The sequence below is a fragment of the Ignavibacteriales bacterium genome, assembly GCA_026390795.1.
GTDB lineage: Bacteria > Bacteroidota > Ignavibacteria > Ignavibacteriales > Melioribacteraceae > Fen-1258.
Map to the genome: position 1 here is coordinate 874,073 of JAPLFG010000003.1, position 21,348 is coordinate 895,420.

General features: G+C 38.7%; 20 protein-coding genes. 13 read left to right on the forward strand and 7 right to left on the reverse strand.

All coding sequences use genetic code 11. The features are described 5' to 3' along the window. Positions 1-49: 49 nt before the first annotated feature. Entirely contained in the window at positions 50-1,084 is a 1,035-nt protein-coding gene (locus tag NTX65_07465) for a PorV/PorQ family protein (protein ID MCX6169159.1), read from the reverse strand. 102 nt (positions 1,085-1,186) lie between these two features. Further along, the gene (gpmA, locus tag NTX65_07470) at positions 1,187-1,933 is read right to left on the reverse strand and encodes a 2,3-diphosphoglycerate-dependent phosphoglycerate mutase (GenBank protein MCX6169160.1); all 747 of its coding nucleotides are present in this window, start codon (positions 1,931-1,933) and stop codon (positions 1,187-1,189) included. Between the two features lie 112 nt (positions 1,934-2,045). Between gpmA and NTX65_07475 the strand changes: the two genes are divergently transcribed. Together NTX65_07475 and NTX65_07480 are read left to right on the forward strand one after the other, a co-directional pair. Beyond that, positions 2,046-2,501, forward strand: coding sequence for a TPM domain-containing protein (locus NTX65_07475; protein ID MCX6169161.1), 456 nt, complete (start codon positions 2,046-2,048; stop codon positions 2,499-2,501). A gap of 261 nt (positions 2,502-2,762) precedes the next feature. Then, a complete protein-coding gene (locus tag NTX65_07480) occupies positions 2,763-3,701 on the forward strand; it encodes an MBL fold metallo-hydrolase (protein ID MCX6169162.1) in 939 nt (312 codons plus the stop codon). Here NTX65_07480 and NTX65_07485 read toward each other — a convergent pair. Next, the gene (locus tag NTX65_07485; protein MCX6169163.1) at positions 3,698-4,588 is read right to left on the reverse strand and encodes a DMT family transporter; all 891 of its coding nucleotides are present in this window, start codon (positions 4,586-4,588) and stop codon (positions 3,698-3,700) included. The genes NTX65_07480 and NTX65_07485 overlap by 4 nt on opposite strands. A 129-nt stretch (positions 4,589-4,717) precedes the next feature. Between NTX65_07485 and NTX65_07490 the strand changes: the two genes are divergently transcribed. From NTX65_07490 to pruA, 11 genes are all read left to right on the forward strand, one after another. Next, complete coding sequence (locus tag NTX65_07490; protein ID MCX6169164.1) at positions 4,718-5,524, forward strand: glycyl-radical enzyme activating protein; 807 nt, start codon at positions 4,718-4,720, stop codon at positions 5,522-5,524. A gap of 1 nt (position 5,525) precedes the next feature. Continuing rightward, positions 5,526-7,889 carry a glycyl radical protein gene (locus tag NTX65_07495; protein ID MCX6169165.1) on the forward strand — a complete coding sequence of 788 codons (2,364 nt, stop codon included), beginning with the start codon at positions 5,526-5,528 and terminating at the stop codon, positions 7,887-7,889. A gap of 118 nt (positions 7,890-8,007) precedes the next feature. After that, complete coding sequence (locus NTX65_07500; protein MCX6169166.1) at positions 8,008-9,402, forward strand: aminopeptidase P family protein; 1,395 nt, start codon at positions 8,008-8,010, stop codon at positions 9,400-9,402. Positions 9,403-9,509: 107 nt separating this feature from the next. Continuing rightward, on the forward strand, positions 9,510-10,787 hold the full coding sequence (locus NTX65_07505; protein ID MCX6169167.1) for a peptide MFS transporter: 1,278 nt from the start codon (positions 9,510-9,512) through the stop codon (positions 10,785-10,787). Positions 10,788-10,796: 9 nt separating this feature from the next. Next, positions 10,797-11,972, forward strand: coding sequence for a Xaa-Pro peptidase family protein (locus NTX65_07510; protein MCX6169168.1), 1,176 nt, complete (start codon positions 10,797-10,799; stop codon positions 11,970-11,972). A gap of 23 nt (positions 11,973-11,995) precedes the next feature. After that, entirely contained in the window at positions 11,996-12,922 is a 927-nt protein-coding gene (locus tag NTX65_07515) for a proline dehydrogenase family protein (protein ID MCX6169169.1), read from the forward strand. A gap of 57 nt (positions 12,923-12,979) precedes the next feature. After that, positions 12,980-13,867: a dihydrodipicolinate synthase family protein gene (locus NTX65_07520; GenBank protein MCX6169170.1), complete on the forward strand. Its 888-nt coding sequence runs from the start codon at positions 12,980-12,982 to the stop codon at positions 13,865-13,867. Between the two features lie 39 nt (positions 13,868-13,906). After that, on the forward strand, positions 13,907-14,296 hold the full coding sequence (locus tag NTX65_07525; protein ID MCX6169171.1) for a VOC family protein: 390 nt from the start codon (positions 13,907-13,909) through the stop codon (positions 14,294-14,296). Between the two features lie 198 nt (positions 14,297-14,494). Further along, positions 14,495-15,616 carry an alanine--glyoxylate aminotransferase family protein gene (locus NTX65_07530; protein ID MCX6169172.1) on the forward strand — a complete coding sequence of 374 codons (1,122 nt, stop codon included), beginning with the start codon at positions 14,495-14,497 and terminating at the stop codon, positions 15,614-15,616. Positions 15,617-15,646: 30 nt separating this feature from the next. Beyond that, on the forward strand, positions 15,647-15,919 hold the full coding sequence (locus NTX65_07535) for a cupin domain-containing protein (protein ID MCX6169173.1): 273 nt from the start codon (positions 15,647-15,649) through the stop codon (positions 15,917-15,919). Positions 15,920-16,185: 266 nt separating this feature from the next. Then, positions 16,186-17,823 (forward strand): L-glutamate gamma-semialdehyde dehydrogenase, encoded by a 1,638-nt coding sequence (gene pruA / locus NTX65_07540; protein MCX6169174.1) that lies wholly within the window; start codon positions 16,186-16,188, stop codon positions 17,821-17,823. Positions 17,824-17,879: 56 nt separating this feature from the next. On the opposite strand, the gene NTX65_07545 is transcribed toward pruA, so the two are convergent. From NTX65_07545 to NTX65_07560, 4 genes are read right to left on the reverse strand one after another with little or no spacing between them, the layout of a single operon-like run. Beyond that, positions 17,880-18,824 carry a molybdopterin-binding protein gene (locus NTX65_07545; GenBank protein MCX6169175.1) on the reverse strand — a complete coding sequence of 315 codons (945 nt, stop codon included), beginning with the start codon at positions 18,822-18,824 and terminating at the stop codon, positions 17,880-17,882. 58 nt (positions 18,825-18,882) lie between these two features. Then, positions 18,883-19,341: a cyclic pyranopterin monophosphate synthase MoaC gene (moaC, locus tag NTX65_07550; GenBank protein ID MCX6169176.1), complete on the reverse strand. Its 459-nt coding sequence runs from the start codon at positions 19,339-19,341 to the stop codon at positions 18,883-18,885. Beyond that, positions 19,342-20,142 carry a radical SAM protein gene (locus NTX65_07555; GenBank protein ID MCX6169177.1) on the reverse strand — a complete coding sequence of 267 codons (801 nt, stop codon included), beginning with the start codon at positions 20,140-20,142 and terminating at the stop codon, positions 19,342-19,344. Then, on the reverse strand, positions 20,126-21,301 hold the full coding sequence (locus NTX65_07560) for a molybdopterin molybdotransferase MoeA (protein ID MCX6169178.1): 1,176 nt from the start codon (positions 21,299-21,301) through the stop codon (positions 20,126-20,128). The genes NTX65_07555 and NTX65_07560 overlap by 17 nt, the downstream gene beginning before the upstream one ends. Positions 21,302-21,348 lie beyond the last annotated feature (47 nt).

Consider the following 21,348-nt stretch of genomic DNA (forward strand, 5'->3'; position numbering starts at 1 on the left):
CCGGGGGTTTAAAACAATGAGACGGGACATGTCCCGTCTCTACATATTATTACATTCCGTCGCGCATGAACTTTGGCTGCTCAAGAGTTAGTATCAAAGAAATACGGTGTGTATCCGGAAGCCTGTCTGCAGCAGATTGGCTAAAACGTGCGAACGAATAATCAACTTGCAGCTTCGGCAAAAATATCCCCGCACCAACTGTAAATTGTTTTACCTCGTTATAACCGGCACGAACTGCAAAAATATTTTTAAATTTATATTCGAAGCCGGCATGTGCATCAAAGCTAACCGGACCAATAGCGAATGTTGAAGCAGACTTTCTATTTTCAAACCGGATATCAAAATCAACAACCGGCATAATTGTTCCGCCTGGAAAAATCATTGAGTAAGCAGCACCAATTTTAGCAGTTGGAGTAATCAACTCATTCCTTCCTGTACTCCAGGCAACCAGTGTTGTTGTAACATCTTGAACGTTAGCGCCAAGAAATAAATTTTCGATCGGTGTGTAAACCGCTCCGACATCAAACCCGATTCCGGTGGCACCGAATTCTGCAAGATCTCTTCTTATTATTTTAACGTTTGCGCCCCAGTAAAAATTATCCGATTGGCGTTTGGCAAAAGTTAGGTAAAGAGCCCAATCTGCATTACTGAATTCGGTTATTTTTGATGCGTCTAAACGGTCTCCGGTATGAATATCAAGTATTCCATCGCCGTTTGCATCATACAATGCGTTTCGTGTATCGGGAATTCCATCAATGCTTGAACGCATTAAGCTCAAACCGATACTCATATCTTTTCCGTAGGGAATTGCAACCGCTGCGTAGTTATAATTAACAAGACTTCCAAAATGTTCTTCATGCATCAATGCAACTTGAGGATAATTTAAGCGGGCAAGTCCTGCTGGATTCCAATATCCCGAAGTAACGTCATTGACAACCGCAACTTGAGCGCTTCCCATTGCAAGCGCACGTCCGCCTACACCGATTGCTAAAAATTCTCCGGCGTATTTACCGATTACCGTTTGTGAATAAACTGAGGTAAGAGAAAAAAGGAGAAGGGAAAAAACAAGAGCTGTCCGTTTCATACATCTTCCTGCTGAATTAGTTATTGTAGAAATAACTATGCTTTCTCCTATCGTTGATGCAATAATAAATTTTATCTTCATACTATGCAACATCATTTATTTTCACTTCTTTTCAGTCTGTTTTGCTACCGCATTTATAGCCGCATTAATAGCGTCCTGATCGCCGAGATAATAATGTTTGATCGGCTTCAAATCCTTATCAAGTTCATAAACCAATGGAATACCTGTTGGAATATTGAGTTCCGTAATCTCAGCTTCTGAAATGTTATCAAGGTATTTTACAAGCGCGCGGATACTATTTCCATGCGCAACTACGATTACACGTTTGCCGCTTTTAATTACCGGGGCAATAGTTTCATGCCAGTATGGAAGAAATCTATCAACCGTTAATTTCAAACTTTCAGTTAGAGGAATATCTTTCTTATCAAGATCTGAATAACGAGGATCTTTACCAGGGTAACGGTCGTCAGTTTCTTCAAGTGCCGGGGGCGGAACATCGTAACTCCTTCTCCAAATTTTTACTTTTTCGTTGCCATACTTTTCCGCTGTTTCCGCTTTGTTCAAGCCTTGAAGTGCGCCGTAATGTCTTTCATTCAAGCGCCATGATTTTATAACTGGAATCCAGAATAAATCCAATCCTTCCAAAGTCATATTTAATGTTCTAATTGCCCGTTTCAATACAGATGTAAATGCGATGTCGAAAGTATAGCCTTCATTCTTAAGAACTATACCAGCTTGCTTAGCTTCTTCAAATCCTTTTTCGGATAGATCAACATCTGTCCAGCCTGTAAAAAGATTTAATTTGTTCCATTCGCTTTCGCCGTGTCTGAGTAAAACTACTTTGTACATTATTAGTTTCCATAATTTGTTTATAAATGCAGAACAAATATATAAAAAATTGAAAAGAGGATTGTTTCATTTGATGAACTCATCTATTATCTTTGCACAAAGAAGGAATACAATGGATAAACTAATTTATCAATTCTTTAACGATGACGATTTTCTCCGCGTCTCTAATAAAATTAAGGAGATGGAGAAAATTACCTCCGGTGAAATCCGAGTTGCAATAAAAGAGAAAAAACGTTTTTCGGAAAGAAAGAAAAATATCCGCCAGCTTTCGGAAAATGAATTCCACAAACTCAACATGCACAACACACGGGATAAAACCGGAATTCTTCTTTATCTTCTCCTAGGAGAGAAACAATTCTATATTCTTGCCGACAGCGGCATAGATAAAATAGTCGGTCAATCGGCATGGGATAATGTAAGGGATGAAATTCAGCTGCAATTTCAAAACGGTAAATTCTGCGATGGAATAATTTGGGGAATTGATAGGGTTGGAAAAATTCTTTCCGAGCACTTTCCGCGTAAAACCGACGACACAAATGAGCTCTCAAACGAAATTGTCCTAGACTGACTTTTATTCATTCTCTTTATTAGATGTTCTTGATAGAGTAATCCAACCATTGGAAATCCGTAATCTAGAATTTCTCGATTGTCATTGCGAGGAATGTCCCGAAGGGATCCCTTCGGGAAAATGACGAAGCAATCTTAATTATTAATAAAGGTGCAAAAATTAGTTTGCTTCTCCCAATTTCATTGGGATCGCAAAGACAATTATTGAAATTTTTCATATGTATAAAGGAATTATTTTAATAATATCTCTGTTTAGAATTTCATGAACCGTAGAAAATTTATAAAGAATAGTTTTTTAACTGCAATTGCTGCTCTTCTTACGCCGGTATTTCTTAGATCCGATATAAAAGCGGCACCCCGAATCAAACTGAATTATAAACCCGAACCTTCAAAATGGAGCGATAACGATTTAACAATTGCATGGATTGGGCATTCTACTATCCTTATGAATTTTTTCGGTAAATGGATTTTGACCGACCCGGTTTTGTTTAATAGTATCGGAGTTTATTTTTTCGGAGGATCTATTGGTCCGTCACGAAGAACACCCCCGGCAGTGGAAATTGATGAGTTTCCGAAACCGGATATGATTCTTGTTTCTCACGCGCATATGGATCATATGGATTACCCGACATTAAAAGCATTCGCCGAAAAATATCCGGATCAAATTGATTTAGTGGTTGCTTACCTCACCAAAGATGTAATAAATGACCTTCCATGGAAATCGGTTTCGGTTCTAGATTGGAATGATGAAATAAAAATTCAAGACACGCGTATAAAAGCAAATGAGGTGAAGCATTTTGGCTGGCGCTTTCCATGGGAAAAAGACCGTTCACGCGGATTTATGAAAGACGGAAGAAGTTACAACGCATATTTGATTGAGCGTAACGGTAAAAAAGTTTTGTTCGGAGGAGATATGTCTTTGCATGAAAAACTCCGACCGTTAAAAAATGAAAATATAGATGTTGCAATTATGCCGATCGGTGCCTACAATCCTTGGATCCGGAATCATTGCAATCCAGAACAAGCATTGCAGATGGCAGATGAAATTAACGCTAAATATTTCATTCCTATCCATACAAAAACTTTCAATCAAAGCATGGAACCGTTTAACGAAGCAATTAATTGGATGAAGCGCTCAGCTCCAAATTACAAGATGCAGATAGGACTTGATGAAATTGGACAAACATTTGTTTTGAGTTAAGTCTCTTTCGTTTTTCCTTTAATCTGCTGAAATAATATTCCGCCGACAATCAAAACCAATCCAATAATCGAGGAGATGAACAATTTTTCTTTAAGCACTAACGCAATAAAGAATAACGATATTACCGGAAAGAGATAAATAATTGTAGAAGTTTTTGCTTTGTTGTCGCTAAGTGATAGAGCTTTTAACCAGAGGAAGAAAGTTATTCCCATTTCGAATATGCCGATATAAACCGCGCCAAGAATGTATTTAAATTCAACTGGGCTAAATGAATCAAAAAACAGAATGTACAAACCTGTGTAAAGTGTTCCCAAGAAGAACGCACCGAATAATTTAATCTCTTCTCCCCTTTTATCAAGAAGATTCAATATCCAAAAGCCCGCCCATATTATTGAACTGCTTGCCGCCAAAAGTACGCCGTACAAATTATGAAACTGAAGAGAAAGAATATTTCCTCTCGTTGAGATTATTATAATTCCGAAAAATGAAATCAATAGCCCGATATAAGTCTTAACAGAGATTTTCTGTTTCAAAAAAATGGCTGAGAAAATTGAGATTAAAAGTGGCCAAATTAAATTGATCGGTTGCGCTTCCTGTGCGGGCAACACGGAATATGCTTTGAACAAAATTAAATAATAAATGAAAGGATTTATAAGTCCCAGCATCATATTTCTTTTAAGATGTCCCTTGGAAAATATTTTTTTTAACTCCTTAGGAGAATTTAACCGAACAATGATGAAGAGAACTACTAGACTTGTTAAGGAAGAATAAAACAAAAGTTGTGTTGTGTTTATACCTTGTAGAGTAAGCTTAAAAGCGGTTGCCACCGTTGACCAGGCCAGCACAGCTAGCAGTGAATATATAATGGATTTAGATTTATCTTTCATTGTATGTTATTTTTGCTTTACGAAAGTAGCACTTTAGATGAATATTCCGCGAATAAAAAATTGAATCGAGAATTAATAAAATCTATTTTCTGTAGTACTAAAATACCATTTGAGTAAAAAAAGTAGAGAATGCAAAATTCAGGTTACATTTTCGATATAAAAAAATATTCGGTTAACGATGGTCCGGGTATTCGTACAACTGTTTTCTTAAAAGGCTGCCCTTTAACTTGCTGGTGGTGCCACAATCCCGAAAGCCGGAAAATTGAACCGGAAAAGATTGATAATTGCTCTTTCCGGTGGAATCTTTCTTATGAGTCTTCACAACGGAACATGATCGGCTCTCAAGTTTCTGTTAATGATGTAATGCATGAGATTGAAAAAGATTTGCCGTTCTACGAAGAATCCAAAGGCGGGGCTACATTTTCCGGTGGCGAGCCAATGCTGCAAATTGATTTTCTTCATCAGCTTCTTACAGAATGCAAAAAGAAAGATATTAATACTGCAATTGATACAACCGGTTATGCCCCGCTCGCAGATTTTGAAAAAATTTATGACCTGACAGACATTTTTCTTTACGATTTAAAACTGATAGACGACAAATTTCATTGCGAATATTGCGGTGTTTCAAATAAACTAATACACAAAAACTTGGAAGAGCTTTCTTCGCGCGGCAATAAAGTTATATTACGTCTCCCCATCATCCCAAGTCTGACTGATACAGAAGAAAATATTACTCAAACAATTTCATTCATCTCAACTCTCGAGAACATCCGCGAGATTGATCTGCTTCCGTTTCACTCGACAGCAAAATCAAAGTACGACCGGATGAAAATTTTAAATAAAGTGATTGATATAATCCCTCCCTCAAAAGAATATATGAACGAATTAAAAAATAGATTCTCTCAACTTAGCATTCCGATAAAGATCGGAGGATAAAATGAAAGAAAGGATAAAAAAACTCAGACAGCAATCGCTCGATGCAATACCAACACTTTCGCACGAACGCGCTCAACTATTAACAGAATTTTATAAAAGCGGCGAAGCGCAGAAACATTCGATTCCGGTAGCACGCGCTTTGTCATTAAAATATATTTTAGAAAACAAGGAACTCTGCATTAATGACGGCGAACTTTTCGTTGGAGAAAAAGGACCCGAACCTAAGGCAACGCCGACTTATCCTGAACTCTGTGTTCACTCAGAACAAGACTTAGAGATTCTTCATAACCGTGCGAAAGTCTGGTTCAAAAGCAGCGATGAAACCAGAAATGTAGTTTTGAATGAAGTCGCTCCCTTCTGGAAAGGTAAAAGCATTAGAGAAAAAATTCTTGAAGAAGTTGATGAACAATGGCGCGATTCTTACAATGCCGGAATTTTTACCGAGTTCATGGAACAACGTGCTCCGGGGCATACTGTTGGAGATGATAAAATTTTTAGAAAAGGAATGCTCGACTTCAAAAAAGAAATTGAAGACTCGATAAACAAATTAGATTTTTATAATGATCCGGAAGCATTTGCTAAAAGAGAAGAACTGCATGCAATGGAAATTGCGGCGGATGCGCTGATTGCATTTGCCAAGCGTTATTCAAAACGGCTCTATGAACTAGCTAAATCAGAAAAAGATACACAGCGCAAAAATGAATTGGAAACAATGGCCGGAATTTGTGAACGTGTCCCGGCAAACGCACCGCAAACTTTCTGGGAAGCGTTACAATATTATTGGTTTGTTCATCTCGGAGTCACAACGGAACTCAATACATGGGATTCATACAATCCGGGCAGACTCGATCAGCATCTATATCCATTTTTTAAACGTGATGTTGAAAGCGGATTGTTGACCGATGAATTTGCTCGCGAGCTACTTCAATCATTCTGGGTAAAGTTTAACAATCAACCAGCACCGCCAAAAGTTGGTGTAACCGCACAGGAGAGTAATACATATACCGATTTTTGTTTGATTAACGTCGGCGGTGTTACAGCAAAAGGTGAGGACGCAACAAACGAAATGACTTACATGATACTCGATGTGATTGAAGAGATGCGTCTGCTTCAGCCGAGTTCAATGGTGCAGGTTAGCAAAAAAAATCCGGACCGGTTATTAAAGCGCGCTCTCAAAATTATTATGACAGGTTACGGACAACCTTCAATTTTTAATACGGACGCGATCATTCAGGAATTGACACGGCAGGGGAAATCAATTATTGATGCAAGATGCGGAGGTGCAAGCGGCTGTGTTGAAGCAGGCGCATTCGGAAAAGAAGCTTACATACTTACCGGATATTTCAACATTCCAAAAATTTTAGAGATTACTCTTAACAACGGATTCGATCCGTTCACTAAAAAAGTTATCGGAATTAAAACCGGCGATTCGAACAGTTTCAAATCTTTTGATGAACTTTACGACGCATTCGAAAAACAGATGAATCATTTCATTGATATCAAGATTAAAGGAAACGTGATCATTGAAAGAATTTACGCTGAGTATATGCCATCGCCATTTTTATCGATTTTGGTTGATGACTGCATCAAGAAAGGGAAGGATTATAATGCCGGAGGCGCGCGTTATAATTCATCATACATTCAAGGCGTTGGTCTCGGTACCATTACCGACTCGCTTTCATCAATAAAATATAATGTCTTTGATAAAAAGAATTTTTCAATGAAAGAGATGATTGAACTTCTCAATAATAATTTTAAAAACAAAAAAGACGCTCGTGATAAATTTTTATTTGAAACTCCGAAATACGGAAACGACGATGATTATGCAGATGATTTAACCCGCAGAGTTTTCGAAAGTTATTTCAAAGCGGTTGACGGAAGACCGAATACAAAAGGCGGTCATTTCAGAATTGATCTTCTTCCAACAACTTGTCATGTTTATTTCGGAAGTGTGCTTGGCGCTACTCCGGACGGACGATTTGCCAAAGAACCCGTGAGCGAGGGAATTTCTCCCGTTCAAGGAGCGGATGTGCACGGTCCGACTTCCGTAATTAAATCGGCATCCAAAATTGATCATCTTAGGACGGGCGGTACTTTACTAAATCAAAAATTTACACCTACATTTTTAGAAACCGATGAAGGAAGAGAAAAAGTTTTGCAGCTAATTCGAACATACTTTAGATTAGACGGGCACCATCTGCAGTTCAATGTTGTTAATGCGGAAGTTTTGAAAGAGGCGCAGAAGCATCCGGAAAAATACCGCGATCTGATTGTACGCGTCGCCGGTTACAGCGATTACTTTGTTGATCTAGGCGAAGATTTACAAAATGAAATTATTCGTAGAACAGAACATACTGGTTATTGATCCGTGAAAATCTGCTTCATCTGTGTTACCAGCGTTCTATTAACGATTATAGCACACGGATGACACCGATAACACGGATTAACACGGAAAATTTTTAACAAATAGAAAAGGACAAATTATGTTCAACTCAAAAACTTACATTCAGCGCAGAGCGGAATTAAAAAAGAAAATCGGCGGTGGTTTAATTTTATTTCTCGGCAATAACGAAGCGCCGATGAATTACACCGACAACACTTACCATTTTCGTCAGGACAGCACATTTCTTTATTACTTCGGATTAGATCAGGCGGAACTTGCCGCCGTAATTGATGTTGATGAGAACAAAGAAATTGTTTTCGGCAACGATTTTTCGATAGACGATATTGTCTGGATGGGTCCTCAGCCAACAGTAAAAAAGCTGGCTTTGAAATGCGGTATTAAGCAAACTGCACCGTTAAGTGAACTTGAGAATGTATGTTTGGATGCAATTAAGCATGGGAGAAAAATTCATTTTGTTCCCCAATATCGCTACGATAATATTTTGAAACTCCATAAACTTCTAGGCACCGCGCCTAAACATGCTAACGATTACGCATCAACCGAGTTGATCAAAGCAATTGCAAATCAGCGCTTGGTAAAATCGAATGAAGAGATTGCCGAGATAGAAAAAGCGATTGAAATTTCTTACGAAATGCAGACGTCGGCAATGCGTTTTGCCAAACCGGGAATGCTTGAACGTGATGTGATGGGTTTTATCTCCGGACTCTCAATGTCGATGGGGAGTGGACTCGCCTTCCCAGTAATTTTTTCTCGACACGGCGAGACGCTTCATAATCACTCGTACAACAATAAACTAAAAGACGGCGATCTTGTAGTTAATGATTCTGGCGCAGAAACAGAATTACATTACGCAAGCGATATTACAAGAACATTTCCGGTCAGCGGAAAATTTTCTCCGCGTCAAAGAGATATTTACGAGATCGTATTGATTTCACAATTAACTGGAATTTCTGAGATTAAACCTAAAATTCCTTTCAAAACTGTTCATCTTAAATCTGTTGAAGTAATTGCAGAAGGATTAAAAGCGGTTGGTTTAATGAAAGGCAATATGAAAAATGCCGTTGAAGCCGGAGCGCATGCTTTGTTCATGCCTCATGGACTTGGACATTTACTGGGTCTTGATGTGCACGACATGGAAAATTACGGAGAGAATAATTTTGGTTACGATGATAAATTAAAACGCAGCACCCAATTCGGTTTGAAATATTTGCGATACGCAAAACCTCTCGTTCAGGGTATTATAATGACGGTTGAACCTGGTATCTACTTCATTCCTCAATTGATTGACAAATGGGAAAAAGAGAAAAAGTTTACCGAGTTTATTAATTACAACAAGGTAAATGCTTACCGCGACTTCGGCGGAATCAGAATTGAAGATGATATTGTTGTTACTAAAAACGGAAGCCGCGTTCTCGGCAGACCAATTCCAAAAGCTGTAGAGGATGTTGAAGAATTCGCATCGGATAAAGTTTGACCAATCAGTCATTCTGAGCGGAGCTAAGAATCTCAACAAAAACAAGTTGAGATTCTCTTTATCCACACTCCCTCAGAATGACAATACATTAAAAACTCGAGGAAATAATGTTTAAAAAACACCCTGACGGTTTACCTGTTCTCTTCTTTACAGAAATGTGGGAACGATTTGGTTTTTACATTCTTATGGCAATTCTTGTCCTTTATATGGAACACGAGTTTGGATGGGACGATTCGACTAAGGGGAATTTTTACGGATGGTTTCTCGGTACTGTCTATTTTATTCCACTGTTAGGCGGTTGGCTCGGAGATAGAGTGCTTGGGCAAATCAATACTGCAAAAATCGGTTCTCTGCTGATGTGCATTGGGTATATTTTTCTAGCACTCTCATCTAAAAACAATGTTCTGTTTTTTCTGATCGGACTTTTTCTTGTAGCATTCGGTACAGGAATTTTTAAGGTAAATATGGCTGTACTGGTTGGAAATCTTTACAGGACAACTCCAGTATTGAAGGACGCCGGATTTAATATTTATTATATGGGCGTTAACGTCGGCGCAGCAATAGCACCTTTAGCCGCAACTCTCTTCAGCAGTTATTTCGGCAGTTACCGTCTTTCATTTTGGGCTGCTTCAATTGGAATGATAATTTCGTTTTCCACTTTTACTTTCGGACAAAAGAGATTGGTAGTTACAGATCACAATAAAAAAGATGACGGTTCAATATCACATGCGGATCGTCTGCCTGATATGAATAAAAAAGAATTCAATCAGAGAATTGTTACGCTAGTTATTCTATTTTTAATTGTAATTTTTTTCTGGATCGGATTTTATCAGAACGGATTTGCGCTCACACTTTTCGCAGAGCGTTCTACTAAAATATTAAATTGGCTTCGCCCCGAGACATATCAATTTTTTAATCCGTTTTTCATTTTAGTTCTAACTCCAATTTTACTTACACTCTTTTCAAAGTTGAATGCTAAAGGAAAAGAACCTCAAACACCGGTTAAAATTTTTATCGGAATGGTTGTAATGGGAATCGCGATGGCAATTATGATACCTGCATCATTGATGGGTGGAAACGCAGACGCGCACAACATGTCGCCTATGTGGCTCATCTCAACGTACTTTGTTGTTACAATCGCTGAGATAATGATTTCGCCTATGGGACAATCATTCGTATCAAAAGTAGCGCCGCCAAAGATTCAAGGGTTAATGATGGGCGGCTGGTTTGCCGCTACTGCTGCGGGAAGTTACGGATCCGGATTTATGGGTAAGTTTTACAGCAACTTTCTTCATCACGAATATTTTTTAGTTCTAGCCGGACTTCTTGGATTCTCGGCAATTCTTGTTTTGATATCGCTTAAAATATTAAGAAGATTTTCTTAAAGGTTCATAATGCTTATTAGAGAAAAAGTCGAACAGGCAAAAAAACTTTTAAATGAATTTGATATCGACTGCTGGCTTACATTCGCGCGCGAAACCTCAATTAACGGCGATCCGACACTCGCGTTTTTAGTTGAAGCCGATCTTACCTGGCATTCATCATTAATCATTACAAAGAATGAAGCCCATGCGATTGTTGGAGAATATGACCGCCTAACAGTTGAAGAACTTGGTGTATATGATTCGGTTACCGGATTTGTAAAAGGGTTTAGAAAACCTTTGCTGAATCTTATAACAAAATTGAATCCGGAAAAGATCGCAATCAATTATTCAGTTGGAAGTGAAATTTGCGACGGGCTTACTTACGGAATGTATCTCACTCTTCAAAATGTTCTTTCCGAAATTGGTTTTGAAAATAGACTGATCTCTGCAGAAAAAATTGTCTCCGCTTTGAGAGAAAGAAAATCAGAATCAGAAGCTGAAAATATCAAACAAGCAATAAGGCATACCGAAGAGATATTCGATCTGGCTGCAAAATTTATAAAACCGGGCAAGACCGAAAAAGAAATTGCATCATTTATGAAACAAGAAGTTGAAAAGAGAAAATTGGAATTCGCATGGGATGAAAAAGTCTGCCCTTCTGTTTTTACCGGACCTGAAACAGCGGGGGCTCATTACGCACCAACAGATCGTGCTGTAGAAAAAGGGCATCTTCTCAATATGGATTTTGGCGTTAGGGTAAACGGCTATTGTTCAGATATGCAGCGAACTTTTTATATTTTGCTAGACGGAGAAAAAAATCCACCGGCATCTGTCCAAAAAGGATTTGATGTTAATGTAGAAGCAATTGAAAAAGCGAAGCAAGGAATTAAACCCGGCGCTCAAGGTCACATGATTGATAAAATCGCACGCGATACAATCACTTCAAACGGATATGATGAATATCCGTTCGGACTCGGTCATCAAGTAGGACGATTTCCTCATGACGGAACCGCATTGCTTGGACCGGCATGGGAGAAATATGATCAGAAACCATTTAAAAATTTAGAACCGGGAATGGTATTTACTATTGAACCGCGATTGACTGTTCCCGGGCACGGAGTTGTTTCGATTGAAGAAATGATAATAATTACAGAAACCGGTTGTGAATGGTTGACCAATCCGCAAAAAAATATAATATTGGTTTAAGAAATAATATAAGAAGGTGATCAATGGGAATTTCCCGAAACCTACTTCTATGGGCTTCAGAAAATCCATGGATGCGTGCTCATGTTCCTAAATGGAAATTTGTTAGAAGCGCAATTAAAAAATTTATGCCCGGCGAAAATGTAAGCGATGCTCTTCAAGCCGCTAAATTATTTAATGAAGACTCCATCCCGACCATCTTCACTCGTCTTGGCGAAAACATCAAACATCTTTCAGAAGGATTAGAAGTCCGCGATCACTATCTTGAATTGGTTGAAAAAATTTCAGAGCAGAAACTTGATGTGGAAATTTCTCTAAAACTAACACAGCTCGGTTTCGATTCCGATTTTGAAGAAACCTACGAACGCTTTAAGCCAATTGCTGAAAAAGTTAAGGCGAAACTCGGGAATATGATCTGGATTGATATGGAAGGAAGCGCTTATACGGAAAAAACTATTTTCTTCTATAAAAAGATTAGAGAAGAATTTGATAATGTGGGGCTCTGTATTCAGGCATATCTATACAGAACAGAAAAGGATATTGAAGATCTTATGAGCATTGATGCAAATATCCGTTTGGTCAAAGGCGCATATAAAGAACCGGCAGATATCGCTTTCAATCTGAAAAAAGATGTTGATGCAAACTATCTTCATCTTGCAAAAGTAATGTTGAAAAAGAAAAGCAATAATAAAATTCGTGTTGCTTTCGGCACGCATGATGAAAATTTATGTTCGCAGATTATAAAAGAGGCAAAACATTACAGCGTTTCAAAAGATCAAGTTGAGTTTCAAATGTTGTACGGCATTAAGCCGAATTATCAGCAGAATCTAGTTAATCGAGGTCATAAAGTTAGAGTGTTAATAAGTTACGGGGATTTCTGGTATCCCTGGTACATGAGACGCTTGGCTGAACGTCCGGCAAATGTCTGGTTTGTTCTAAAAAACATATTCTAAAATTTACTCAGGTACTTAGTAACTAAGTTACTTAGGCACTTAATCAAAGGAATTCTCATGAAAATATTAAAAGGCATCATGCCTCCTATAGCAACTCCATTCGTTAATGATGAAGTCGCTTATGATAAACTGGCGCGAAATTTTTCAAAATGGAACAAAACCGGATTGAGCGGATATGTTGTAATGGGTTCCAACGGTGAAAGTGTTTTTCTTCAACGTGATGAAAAGCTGAAACTTGTTGAAGCAGTTAAGAAAAATATTTCTGAAGAGAAACTGCTCATTGCCGGAACAGGCTCTGATTCAATAAGAGAGACTGTTTCTTTAACCAATGATGCGGCTGAACGCGGCGCGGACTATGCTTTAATACTTACGCCGTCATTTTACAAATCAGAAATGAAACCCGCAGCGTACATAAAATATTTTAACGCGGTTGCCGATAAAACAAAAATACCGGTAATCATTTACAACGTTCCAAAATTTACCGGAGTTGACATTGAAGCCGAGACAGTTGCAAAACTTGCCGAGCATAAAAATATTGCTGGAATAAAAAACAGCGCTGAAAATTTACGTCAGACGGCAGAGCTTGTAGCACAAACTCCCGATAATTTTGCGACTATAACCGGAACAGGATCCGTACTTTATACAAGTTTAACAGTCGGAGCTGTCGGCGGTATTCTCGCCCTTGCAAACATTGCGCCGGATGAATGTGTGCAAATTCAAAAATTAGTTGAAGAAGGAAAGCATACGGAAGCTCTTGAACTGCAGAAAAGAATGCTGCCGGTTAATAAAGCAATTACTGCAAAGTACGGTGTTGCCGGATTGAAAGCGGCAATGGATATGCTCGGCTATTTTGGCGGCGAACCGCGCTCACCGCTTTCTAAATTGAATGATGCTGATAAAGAACTACTCAAACAAATTTTGGTTAATGCTGAATTATTGAAATAAGATAACCCTGTTAAATTTATTCTTACAAGAAAGGTATTTATGCAAATTAAATTTATTAGTCTAATGGTAAACGACCAGAACGAAGCACTTAAGTTCTATACAAACGTACTGGGCTTTACAAAGATGGCGGATATACCGATGGGAGAATACCGCTGGCTTACGGTTGTTTCGCCGGATGGTATCGAAGGAGGGGAGTTAGTTCTAGAACCAGCGGCGTTTCCGCCGGCGCAAGTATATCAGAAAGCTCTGTTCGATGCCGGAATACCTGCCACCGCGTTTATCTCTAATGATATCAATGCCGAATATGATCGGTTAAAAAAGCTTGGTGTTGTTTTCCGAGGAGAGCCGGTGCTAATGGGACAAGTTACGGTGGTATTGTTTGAAGATACATGCGGCAATCTTATTAACCTGGTTCAGCCGACTGTATGATAACAACTGAAAACATTTTTTGATTTGCATTAACAAGTTGTCAAAAGATGATATGTCATCACGAGTCCCGCAATTCGGGATAAACTCCGCGGCGAAGTGATTTCAGTTTTGTAATTAAAATAAAAGATAGCTTCGTCGTAAATCTGCCTACGGTAGGTCTACTCCTCGCAATGACTGTCATAAACAAAAGGAAAAGCAATGTCTCACAAATCATTTAGTCCTTATCATAGAATTTTAATGGGACCCGGTCCATCGAATGTCAATCCGAAAGTTTTGGATGCGTTGTCCCGCGCAACGCTCGGTCATCTCGATCCGCAATTCATTGAATTGATGGATGAAATAAAATCACTTCTTCAATACACATTTAAAACCGGGAATGACGCTACATTTGTAATTTCCGGTCCCGGCTCGCTTGGAATGGAAGCCTGTCTTGTAAATTTGATTGAACCCGGCGATAAAGTAGTTGTCTGCACCGGAGGATATTTTGCGAACAGAATGATCCAGATTGTTGAGAAGATCGGTGGACAACCTGTAATTGTAAAAGAAACATGGGGACGCGCTACCGAACCTCAGAAACTTGAAGACGCTCTGAATGCCAATGCCGATGCTAAAATTGTAGCCTTTGTTCATGCGGAAACATCAACGGGAGCGCTGTCTAATATCAAGCAACTTTCTGAAATCGCACACAAACATAATTGTCTTGTTGTAGCGGACGTTGTTACATCTCTCGGTGCAACGGATGTTTTTGTTGATGACTGGAAACTCGACGCGGTTTATTCATGTTCTCAAAAAGGTTTGGCGTGCGTTGCGGGAATGTCGCCTGTAAGTTTCAGCGAAGAAGCTCTTCATCATATTAAGAACAGAAAAACTCCGATTCAAAGCTGGTTTAATGATTTGAATTTGTTGATGGGTTATTGGAGCGGCGGACCAAAACGAATGTATCACCACACAGCGCCGAGCAATCATTTTTACGGATTACATGAAGCACTTTTAATTCTTAAAGATGAAGGAATGGAAAACGCGTGGCGAAGGCATAAAGAGAACAGTGCTAAATTAATTTCGAGATTGAAAGTAGAACTTGATTTAGAGCCGATCGTTCCGAGCGGCGAGAGAATCCCTCATCTGCTTGCGATAAAAGTTCCGGGTGGAATTGATGAAGCTAGGGTTAGAGTTGATCTTCTAACAAAACATAATTTAGAAATTGGCGCCGGACTCGGCGAGCTTGCCGGAAAAATTTGGCGAATCGGATTGATGGGCTATAATTCCAACGAGAAAATGATTGAATACTTTATTAGCGCAATGAAAAAGGTGCTCGCATAAAATTTATTAATTTCTAAAAAGGATTCTTGAATGGCTGATCTTAATACGGAAGAATATAAAAGTAAAATTGTAACAAACGTGTATCATATTACAAGTGAAAGTAATGTTGCTTTGCATAAACATCCGAAACATGATGAAATATTTTATTGTGTTAAAGGGACAGGATTCGGAGTTCTGGAGGATAAAGAAGTCGAGTTAATTGTCGGGAGAGATTTCCTTGTTCACGCCGGAATGATGCATTCTCTCAAAACATCATCTGATTTGTTTGTTGCTTCATTTCTCATCCCAAAAATTGAACAATGATTTAAGGATTGCCCAACACAATCGTTAATTTAAGAGACTTTAGAGAAATTCTTATAATTGAAGCCTATTTGGAATCTTTTTACCCCGCCGGGTGTTTTAAGAGTAACAAACAAAATTTTACATTTCTAAGAAGATTTTTACAGTCTTAGTGGCAAAATCGTTGGTTTAAATAGTATCCACCAAGGCATAAAAATTACGAATTAATAATTGAATGATTTGGCCTTCTAAATGTTATTATCATAAAAATAAATGGGAAAATTTTATTTATGGCAAACGCAATATTCAATTTAACCTTACCCGATAATGAAGAAGTAAAATCTTACGCGCCGGGTTCACCCGAAAGAGAATTGCTTAAAGCAAAACTCGCCGAAATGGAAAATCAGCAGATTGATATTCCTCTTATAATCGGCGGCAAAGAGATTAGAACAGGCAATACAGGAAATATTGTAGCGCCTCATAATCATAAAAAAATTCTCGGCAAATATCATAAAGCGGGTGAAAAAGAAATCCGCATGGCAATTGATTCCGCAATGGAAGCATATAAAATTTGGTCCGTTATGGAATGGCAGGATAGAGTCGCAATTTTTTCCAGAGCCGCCGATATGATAACTCTAACCGATTGGCGTTACACACTTAACGCGGCAAGTATGCTTGGTCAAAGTAAAAATGTTCATCAGGCGGAGATTGACGCTGCATGCGAGACAGCTGACTTTTTCCGTTTCAATATTTATTACGCAAATAAAATTTATCAGGAACAACCACCACATTCCCCTCATGGAATGTGGAATAGAATGGAATACAGACCGCTTGAAGGATTTGTATTAGCAATTGCCCCGTTCAACTTTACAACTTTCAACGCGAATCTTCCGGGCGCTCCGGCAATTATGGGAAATGTCTCGATCTTGAAACCGGCAGCTACAAGTGTCTATTCCGCATATTATATTGTTAAATTACTTGAAGCAGCAGGATTACCTCCAGGCGTAATTAATTTTCTTCCAGGTCCCGGTTCTACAATCGGCGATATTATATTCAACGATAAAAATTTTGCCGGACTCCATTTTACAGGAAGCACTCCGGTATTTCAGCAGATGTGGAAAACAATTTCAAATAATCTTCCCAAGTATAAAAGTTATCCAAGAATTGTAGGAGAAACCGGGGGAAAAGATTTTGTCTTCGCTCATAAGAGTACCGATGTAAGATTACTTGGTGTATCTTTAATACAAGGCGCGTTTGAATATCAAGGTCAGAAATGTTCCGCGGCTTCGCGAGCTTATATTCCAAAATCGATTTGGCCGGAAGTAAAAGAATATCTTGTAAGTGAATTGAAAAAATTGAAAACTGGCGATGTAACTGATTTTTCAAATTATAATAACGCGGTGATTGATCAAGCGGCATTTGATACAATCACAGGTTACATCAAATACGCAAAGGAATCGAAAGAAGCGGAAATAATCGTCGGTGGAAAGTTTAACGATAAGATTGGTTACTATATTAATCCAACGGTTATTGTTACAACCAATCCAAAATTTAAAACGATGGAAGAAGAAATTTTTGGTCCGGTGCTAACTGTTTTTGTTTATGAAGACAACAAATACGAGGAGACTCTTCATCTGTGCGATGAGACTTCTCCCTACGCGTTAACGGGCGCAATATTCGCTCAGGACAGACTCGCAATTATTACCGCAGATAGAATATTAAAACATGCGGCGGGTAATTTCTATATAAATGATAAACCAACAGGTGCGGTAGTTGGACAGCAGCCGTTTGGCGGCGCACGCGGCAGCGGAACGAATGATAAAGCTGGAAGTTTTTTGAATTTAGTCCGTTGGGTATCGCCGAGAACTATTAAAGAAAATTTTGTGGCGAGAAAAGATTTCCGTTATCCGTTCATGCTTGAAAAATAATTACTAAACCCGCCGCGTCTCGACTTCGCTCGACATGACGGAGGGTTTAAATTTCTTCAATGACCTAACCCGTGCAGCATTAAAATCGAGTGTTCCAGAATTTTTGTAATCTCGCTTAAATAATCCTCAACAGCTTTAACGCTCCCGGGAAGAGAAAAAATGAGAGTCTGATTTTTCACGCCGAATAATGATCTGCTCAAAATTGCCGAAGGCAGTTTATCAAAATACTTCAACCGAATCTGATCCATAATTCCCGGCACAAGTTTATCGACAAATTTTTCTACAACATCGGGCGTAATGTCGCGCGGTCCGATGCCGGTACCGCCGGTTGTAAAAATTATATCAATATTATCATCTATGGACTTTTGTAATTCGTCTCTCAATTTTTTTTCGTCATCGGGAATTAATGAATAGTAAAATTCCGTATGCCAGCGTTTATCTTGAAAATATTCTTCTAACAACTCTTTTATTTTAGGTCCGCTCTTATCTTCGTAATCGCCGGCACTCGCTCTATCGCTGAGAGTAATAATTTTTATTTTCAACGGTCGCAGTCGATATTCAATCGGATCACCTTTATAAATTATTCCGCCCTTTACAACACGGGTGAATATTCCCGATTTCGGCATTACACATTTTCCGACTTCGACAAAAATCGCACAGCCGTCACCGTGACACATTTTCCCGATCTGAGTTAATTCCAATTCAACTTCACCGATTTTGAACCGGTCCAGAATGCCGGTTTTTTTGAAATCAATTCCGCGGGTTGTAATATTCTCAGCAAATTCACCCGGCTGGAATTCTCTTTTATCAGCATCTAATAAGGAAAATTTTTCAATGTCTTCTTGTGCAAGCATGCTTACTTGTCGGTGCCATTTGCCTGAATGAGCATCTCCGACAATTCCTCTTTCATTAACTTCAACTTTTTCTCTTGGAGTTTTAATTGTACCTTTTTCTTCGGAGATGTTTAGAGAGACTACGTGTATATTTGTTGTGTCGTTCATATTAATCCTTTGTTATAATCGCCTTTCCCGCTTACGAGGGGATGACATTAAGAATTACTTAAATCTCTTCGTCATTTTTTATTTTTTCAATCAATCTGATTTTTTCAATCTTCATCTTCTTATCAACCGCTTTGCACATATCATAAACTGTTAACAGTGCCGTAGAAACCGCAGTGAGTGCTTCCATCTCAATTCCGGTTTGACCTACGCATTTTGCAAAACTTTTTACTCGTACACCCTTCTCAACTATTTCGCATTTCACATCGAGCTTTGTAATTTGCAATGGATGACATAGAGGAATCAGTTCTGATGTTTTTTTCCCTGCCTGTATTCCCGCAATTTCCGCAACGGTCAGCACATCTCCCTTCATCATTTTATTTTTTTTGATGAGCGTGATTGTTTCAGGCTGAAGACGAATAAAACCTTCCGCGCTTGCACTTCTGAATTGAATTTTCTTTGCTGTTATATCAACCATATCGGCGCGTCCTTTAGAATCAACATGGGATAGTTTTTTCATTCATCCTCCGATATTATAAAACTTGTTGGAAGTGCTGCTGAGTCCGCATTCCGGTTTTTGTTCCAAAGCAAATTGAACGGCTTTAGAATAGTCTGTTTTTCGAATGTTTACAGAGATGTCGCTGAACAAACATGGTTTTAAAAAGCCGTCGCTCGTTAAACGCAGACGGTTGCAGTTTACACAATCTCCACCGCTGCCGCCATGAACAATTCCAAATTCACCCTTCTCAATATCCATTTCATAAATGAATCTCGCAATTAAACCGTTTTCATCACAATATTTTTTTACCGCCACCGCATCCGGCTCATCAATTGATTTTTTGATAACACAATTTATTTTGATTGGAGAAAGTCCCGCATTAATTGCGGCGGCAATTCCATCAAACACATTTTGAATATCGCCGCCTCTCGTAATCAATTTATATTTTTCCGGATTAATACTATCGAGACTGATATTCACCCTCATCAATCCAGCTTCTTTTAATTCATGCGCACACTTTGGAAAAAGAATTGCGTTAGTGGTCATTGAAAGATCTTCAATTCCATTTATATCGGCGAGCATATTGATAAGATTTACTGTTCCTCTTCTTGCAAGCGGTTCCCCGCCAGTAATTCGGACTTTCGTAATTCCCATTTGCACTGCGACCTTGGTGAATTCAGTTATCTCTTCAAAAGAAAGAATTGAACCGTGATCAATCAATTTGATTCCTTCTTCAGGCATGCAGTAAACACATCGAAGATTGCAACGGTCGGTAACACTTATTCGCAAGTAATTTATTTTTCTGTTAAATCTGTCTAACATCAACAACACTGCCTTCCTTTAACTCATTGACTCCAACTGGTATAGAAGTAATTCCATCTGCAAACGCCAGAGCATTAATATGAGCCGAGCCATGATATTCAACTGGTTCTATTTTCCCTTCCGGATTTATTTTTACCGGAATCCATGCGAGGCGTTTATTTTTTTTCCGCTTTATCTCTTTTGCCAATTGCATCTTGAATATTCTTGTATGATCATTCAAACCCATCATTCCGGCAAGAAATTCCTTAACAAAAATTTCGAAACAGACGAATGAAGAAACCGGATTGCCCGGCATTCCGAAAACAAATCTATTTCCATCTCTGCCGAATACCGTTGGCTTTCCCGGTTGAATTGAAACCTGATCGAAAAGAATTTTAAAACCATTTTTAACTAGAACAGCGGGAACCAAATCGAAATCTCCCATTGAAACTCCGCCGGTTATAATTATAAGATCGTTTTCATCTTTAGCTTTAATGATGGCTTTACTTATCTCGTCTTCCGTATCGATTGCTATTCCATAATATTTTGGTTCGCAGCCGAACTGAAGGCATTGAGCCATAAGCTGATACGAGTTTGTATTTCTAATCTGCGATTTTTTAGGAAATAAATACGGTTCAACAATTTCGTCTCCGGTTGCAATTATACCGATCTTCGGTTTTTTGCTGACCAATGGATTAACGTGCCCGCATAGTGCAAGCGATGCTATTTCTTTTGCTGTAATTCGCGTTCCTACTGAAACTAATTTCTGTCCGAGCAAAACATCTTCACCAATCACACAAATATTATTAGAAGTTTTTTCGCTTTTAAATTTTATTTTATTTTCGGAAAGTTCTTCAACTTCTTCGATGATTATTACACAATCGGAGCCATCCGGCATCATTGCGCCCGTCATAATTTTTGCGCATTCATTTTTCCCGATCTTCTTTTGCGGTTGATATCCGGCCTGAATTATCTCAACCACATTAAGTTCATTATGAAGATCTGCTCTCCGGCACGCGTAACCATCCATTGCCGATTTATCGAAAGGCGGCATGTCAAGATCGGAAATGACGTCTTCACGCAAAATCCGGTTTATACTTTCTTTGAAATCAACTTTTTCTGTACCGAGCAGATATTTATTTTGTCTTATGATCTCTATTGCTTCTTCGAGCGGAATCATTATTCTTTCCTTGCCGTAGAGACGGGATATATCCCGTCTCTACAAAA

Bases quoted from the DNA above. Each gene is read 5' to 3' on its own strand.
- NTX65_07465 (MCX6169159.1), bottom strand. From the start codon at position 1,084: ATGAAACGGACAGCTCTTGTTTTTTCCCTTCTCCTTTTTTCTCTTACC.
- gpmA (MCX6169160.1), bottom strand. From the start codon at position 1,933: ATGTACAAAGTAGTTTTACTCAGACACGGCGAAAGCGAATGGAACAAA.
- NTX65_07475 (MCX6169161.1), top strand. From the start codon at position 2,046: ATGGATAAACTAATTTATCAATTCTTTAACGATGACGATTTTCTCCGC.
- NTX65_07480 (MCX6169162.1), top strand. From the start codon at position 2,763: ATGAACCGTAGAAAATTTATAAAGAATAGTTTTTTAACTGCAATTGCT.
- NTX65_07485 (MCX6169163.1), bottom strand. From the start codon at position 4,588: ATGAAAGATAAATCTAAATCCATTATATATTCACTGCTAGCTGTGCTG.
- NTX65_07490 (MCX6169164.1), top strand. From the start codon at position 4,718: ATGCAAAATTCAGGTTACATTTTCGATATAAAAAAATATTCGGTTAAC.
- NTX65_07495 (MCX6169165.1), top strand. From the start codon at position 5,526: ATGAAAGAAAGGATAAAAAAACTCAGACAGCAATCGCTCGATGCAATA.
- NTX65_07500 (MCX6169166.1), top strand. From the start codon at position 8,008: ATGTTCAACTCAAAAACTTACATTCAGCGCAGAGCGGAATTAAAAAAG.
- NTX65_07505 (MCX6169167.1), top strand. From the start codon at position 9,510: ATGTTTAAAAAACACCCTGACGGTTTACCTGTTCTCTTCTTTACAGAA.
- NTX65_07510 (MCX6169168.1), top strand. From the start codon at position 10,797: ATGCTTATTAGAGAAAAAGTCGAACAGGCAAAAAAACTTTTAAATGAA.
- NTX65_07515 (MCX6169169.1), top strand. From the start codon at position 11,996: ATGGGAATTTCCCGAAACCTACTTCTATGGGCTTCAGAAAATCCATGG.
- NTX65_07520 (MCX6169170.1), top strand. From the start codon at position 12,980: ATGAAAATATTAAAAGGCATCATGCCTCCTATAGCAACTCCATTCGTT.
- NTX65_07525 (MCX6169171.1), top strand. From the start codon at position 13,907: ATGCAAATTAAATTTATTAGTCTAATGGTAAACGACCAGAACGAAGCA.
- NTX65_07530 (MCX6169172.1), top strand. From the start codon at position 14,495: ATGTCTCACAAATCATTTAGTCCTTATCATAGAATTTTAATGGGACCC.
- NTX65_07535 (MCX6169173.1), top strand. From the start codon at position 15,647: ATGGCTGATCTTAATACGGAAGAATATAAAAGTAAAATTGTAACAAAC.
- pruA (MCX6169174.1), top strand. From the start codon at position 16,186: ATGGCAAACGCAATATTCAATTTAACCTTACCCGATAATGAAGAAGTA.
- NTX65_07545 (MCX6169175.1), bottom strand. From the start codon at position 18,824: ATGAACGACACAACAAATATACACGTAGTCTCTCTAAACATCTCCGAA.
- moaC (MCX6169176.1), bottom strand. From the start codon at position 19,341: ATGAAAAAACTATCCCATGTTGATTCTAAAGGACGCGCCGATATGGTT.
- NTX65_07555 (MCX6169177.1), bottom strand. From the start codon at position 20,142: ATGTTAGACAGATTTAACAGAAAAATAAATTACTTGCGAATAAGTGTT.
- NTX65_07560 (MCX6169178.1), bottom strand. From the start codon at position 21,301: ATGATTCCGCTCGAAGAAGCAATAGAGATCATAAGACAAAATAAATAT.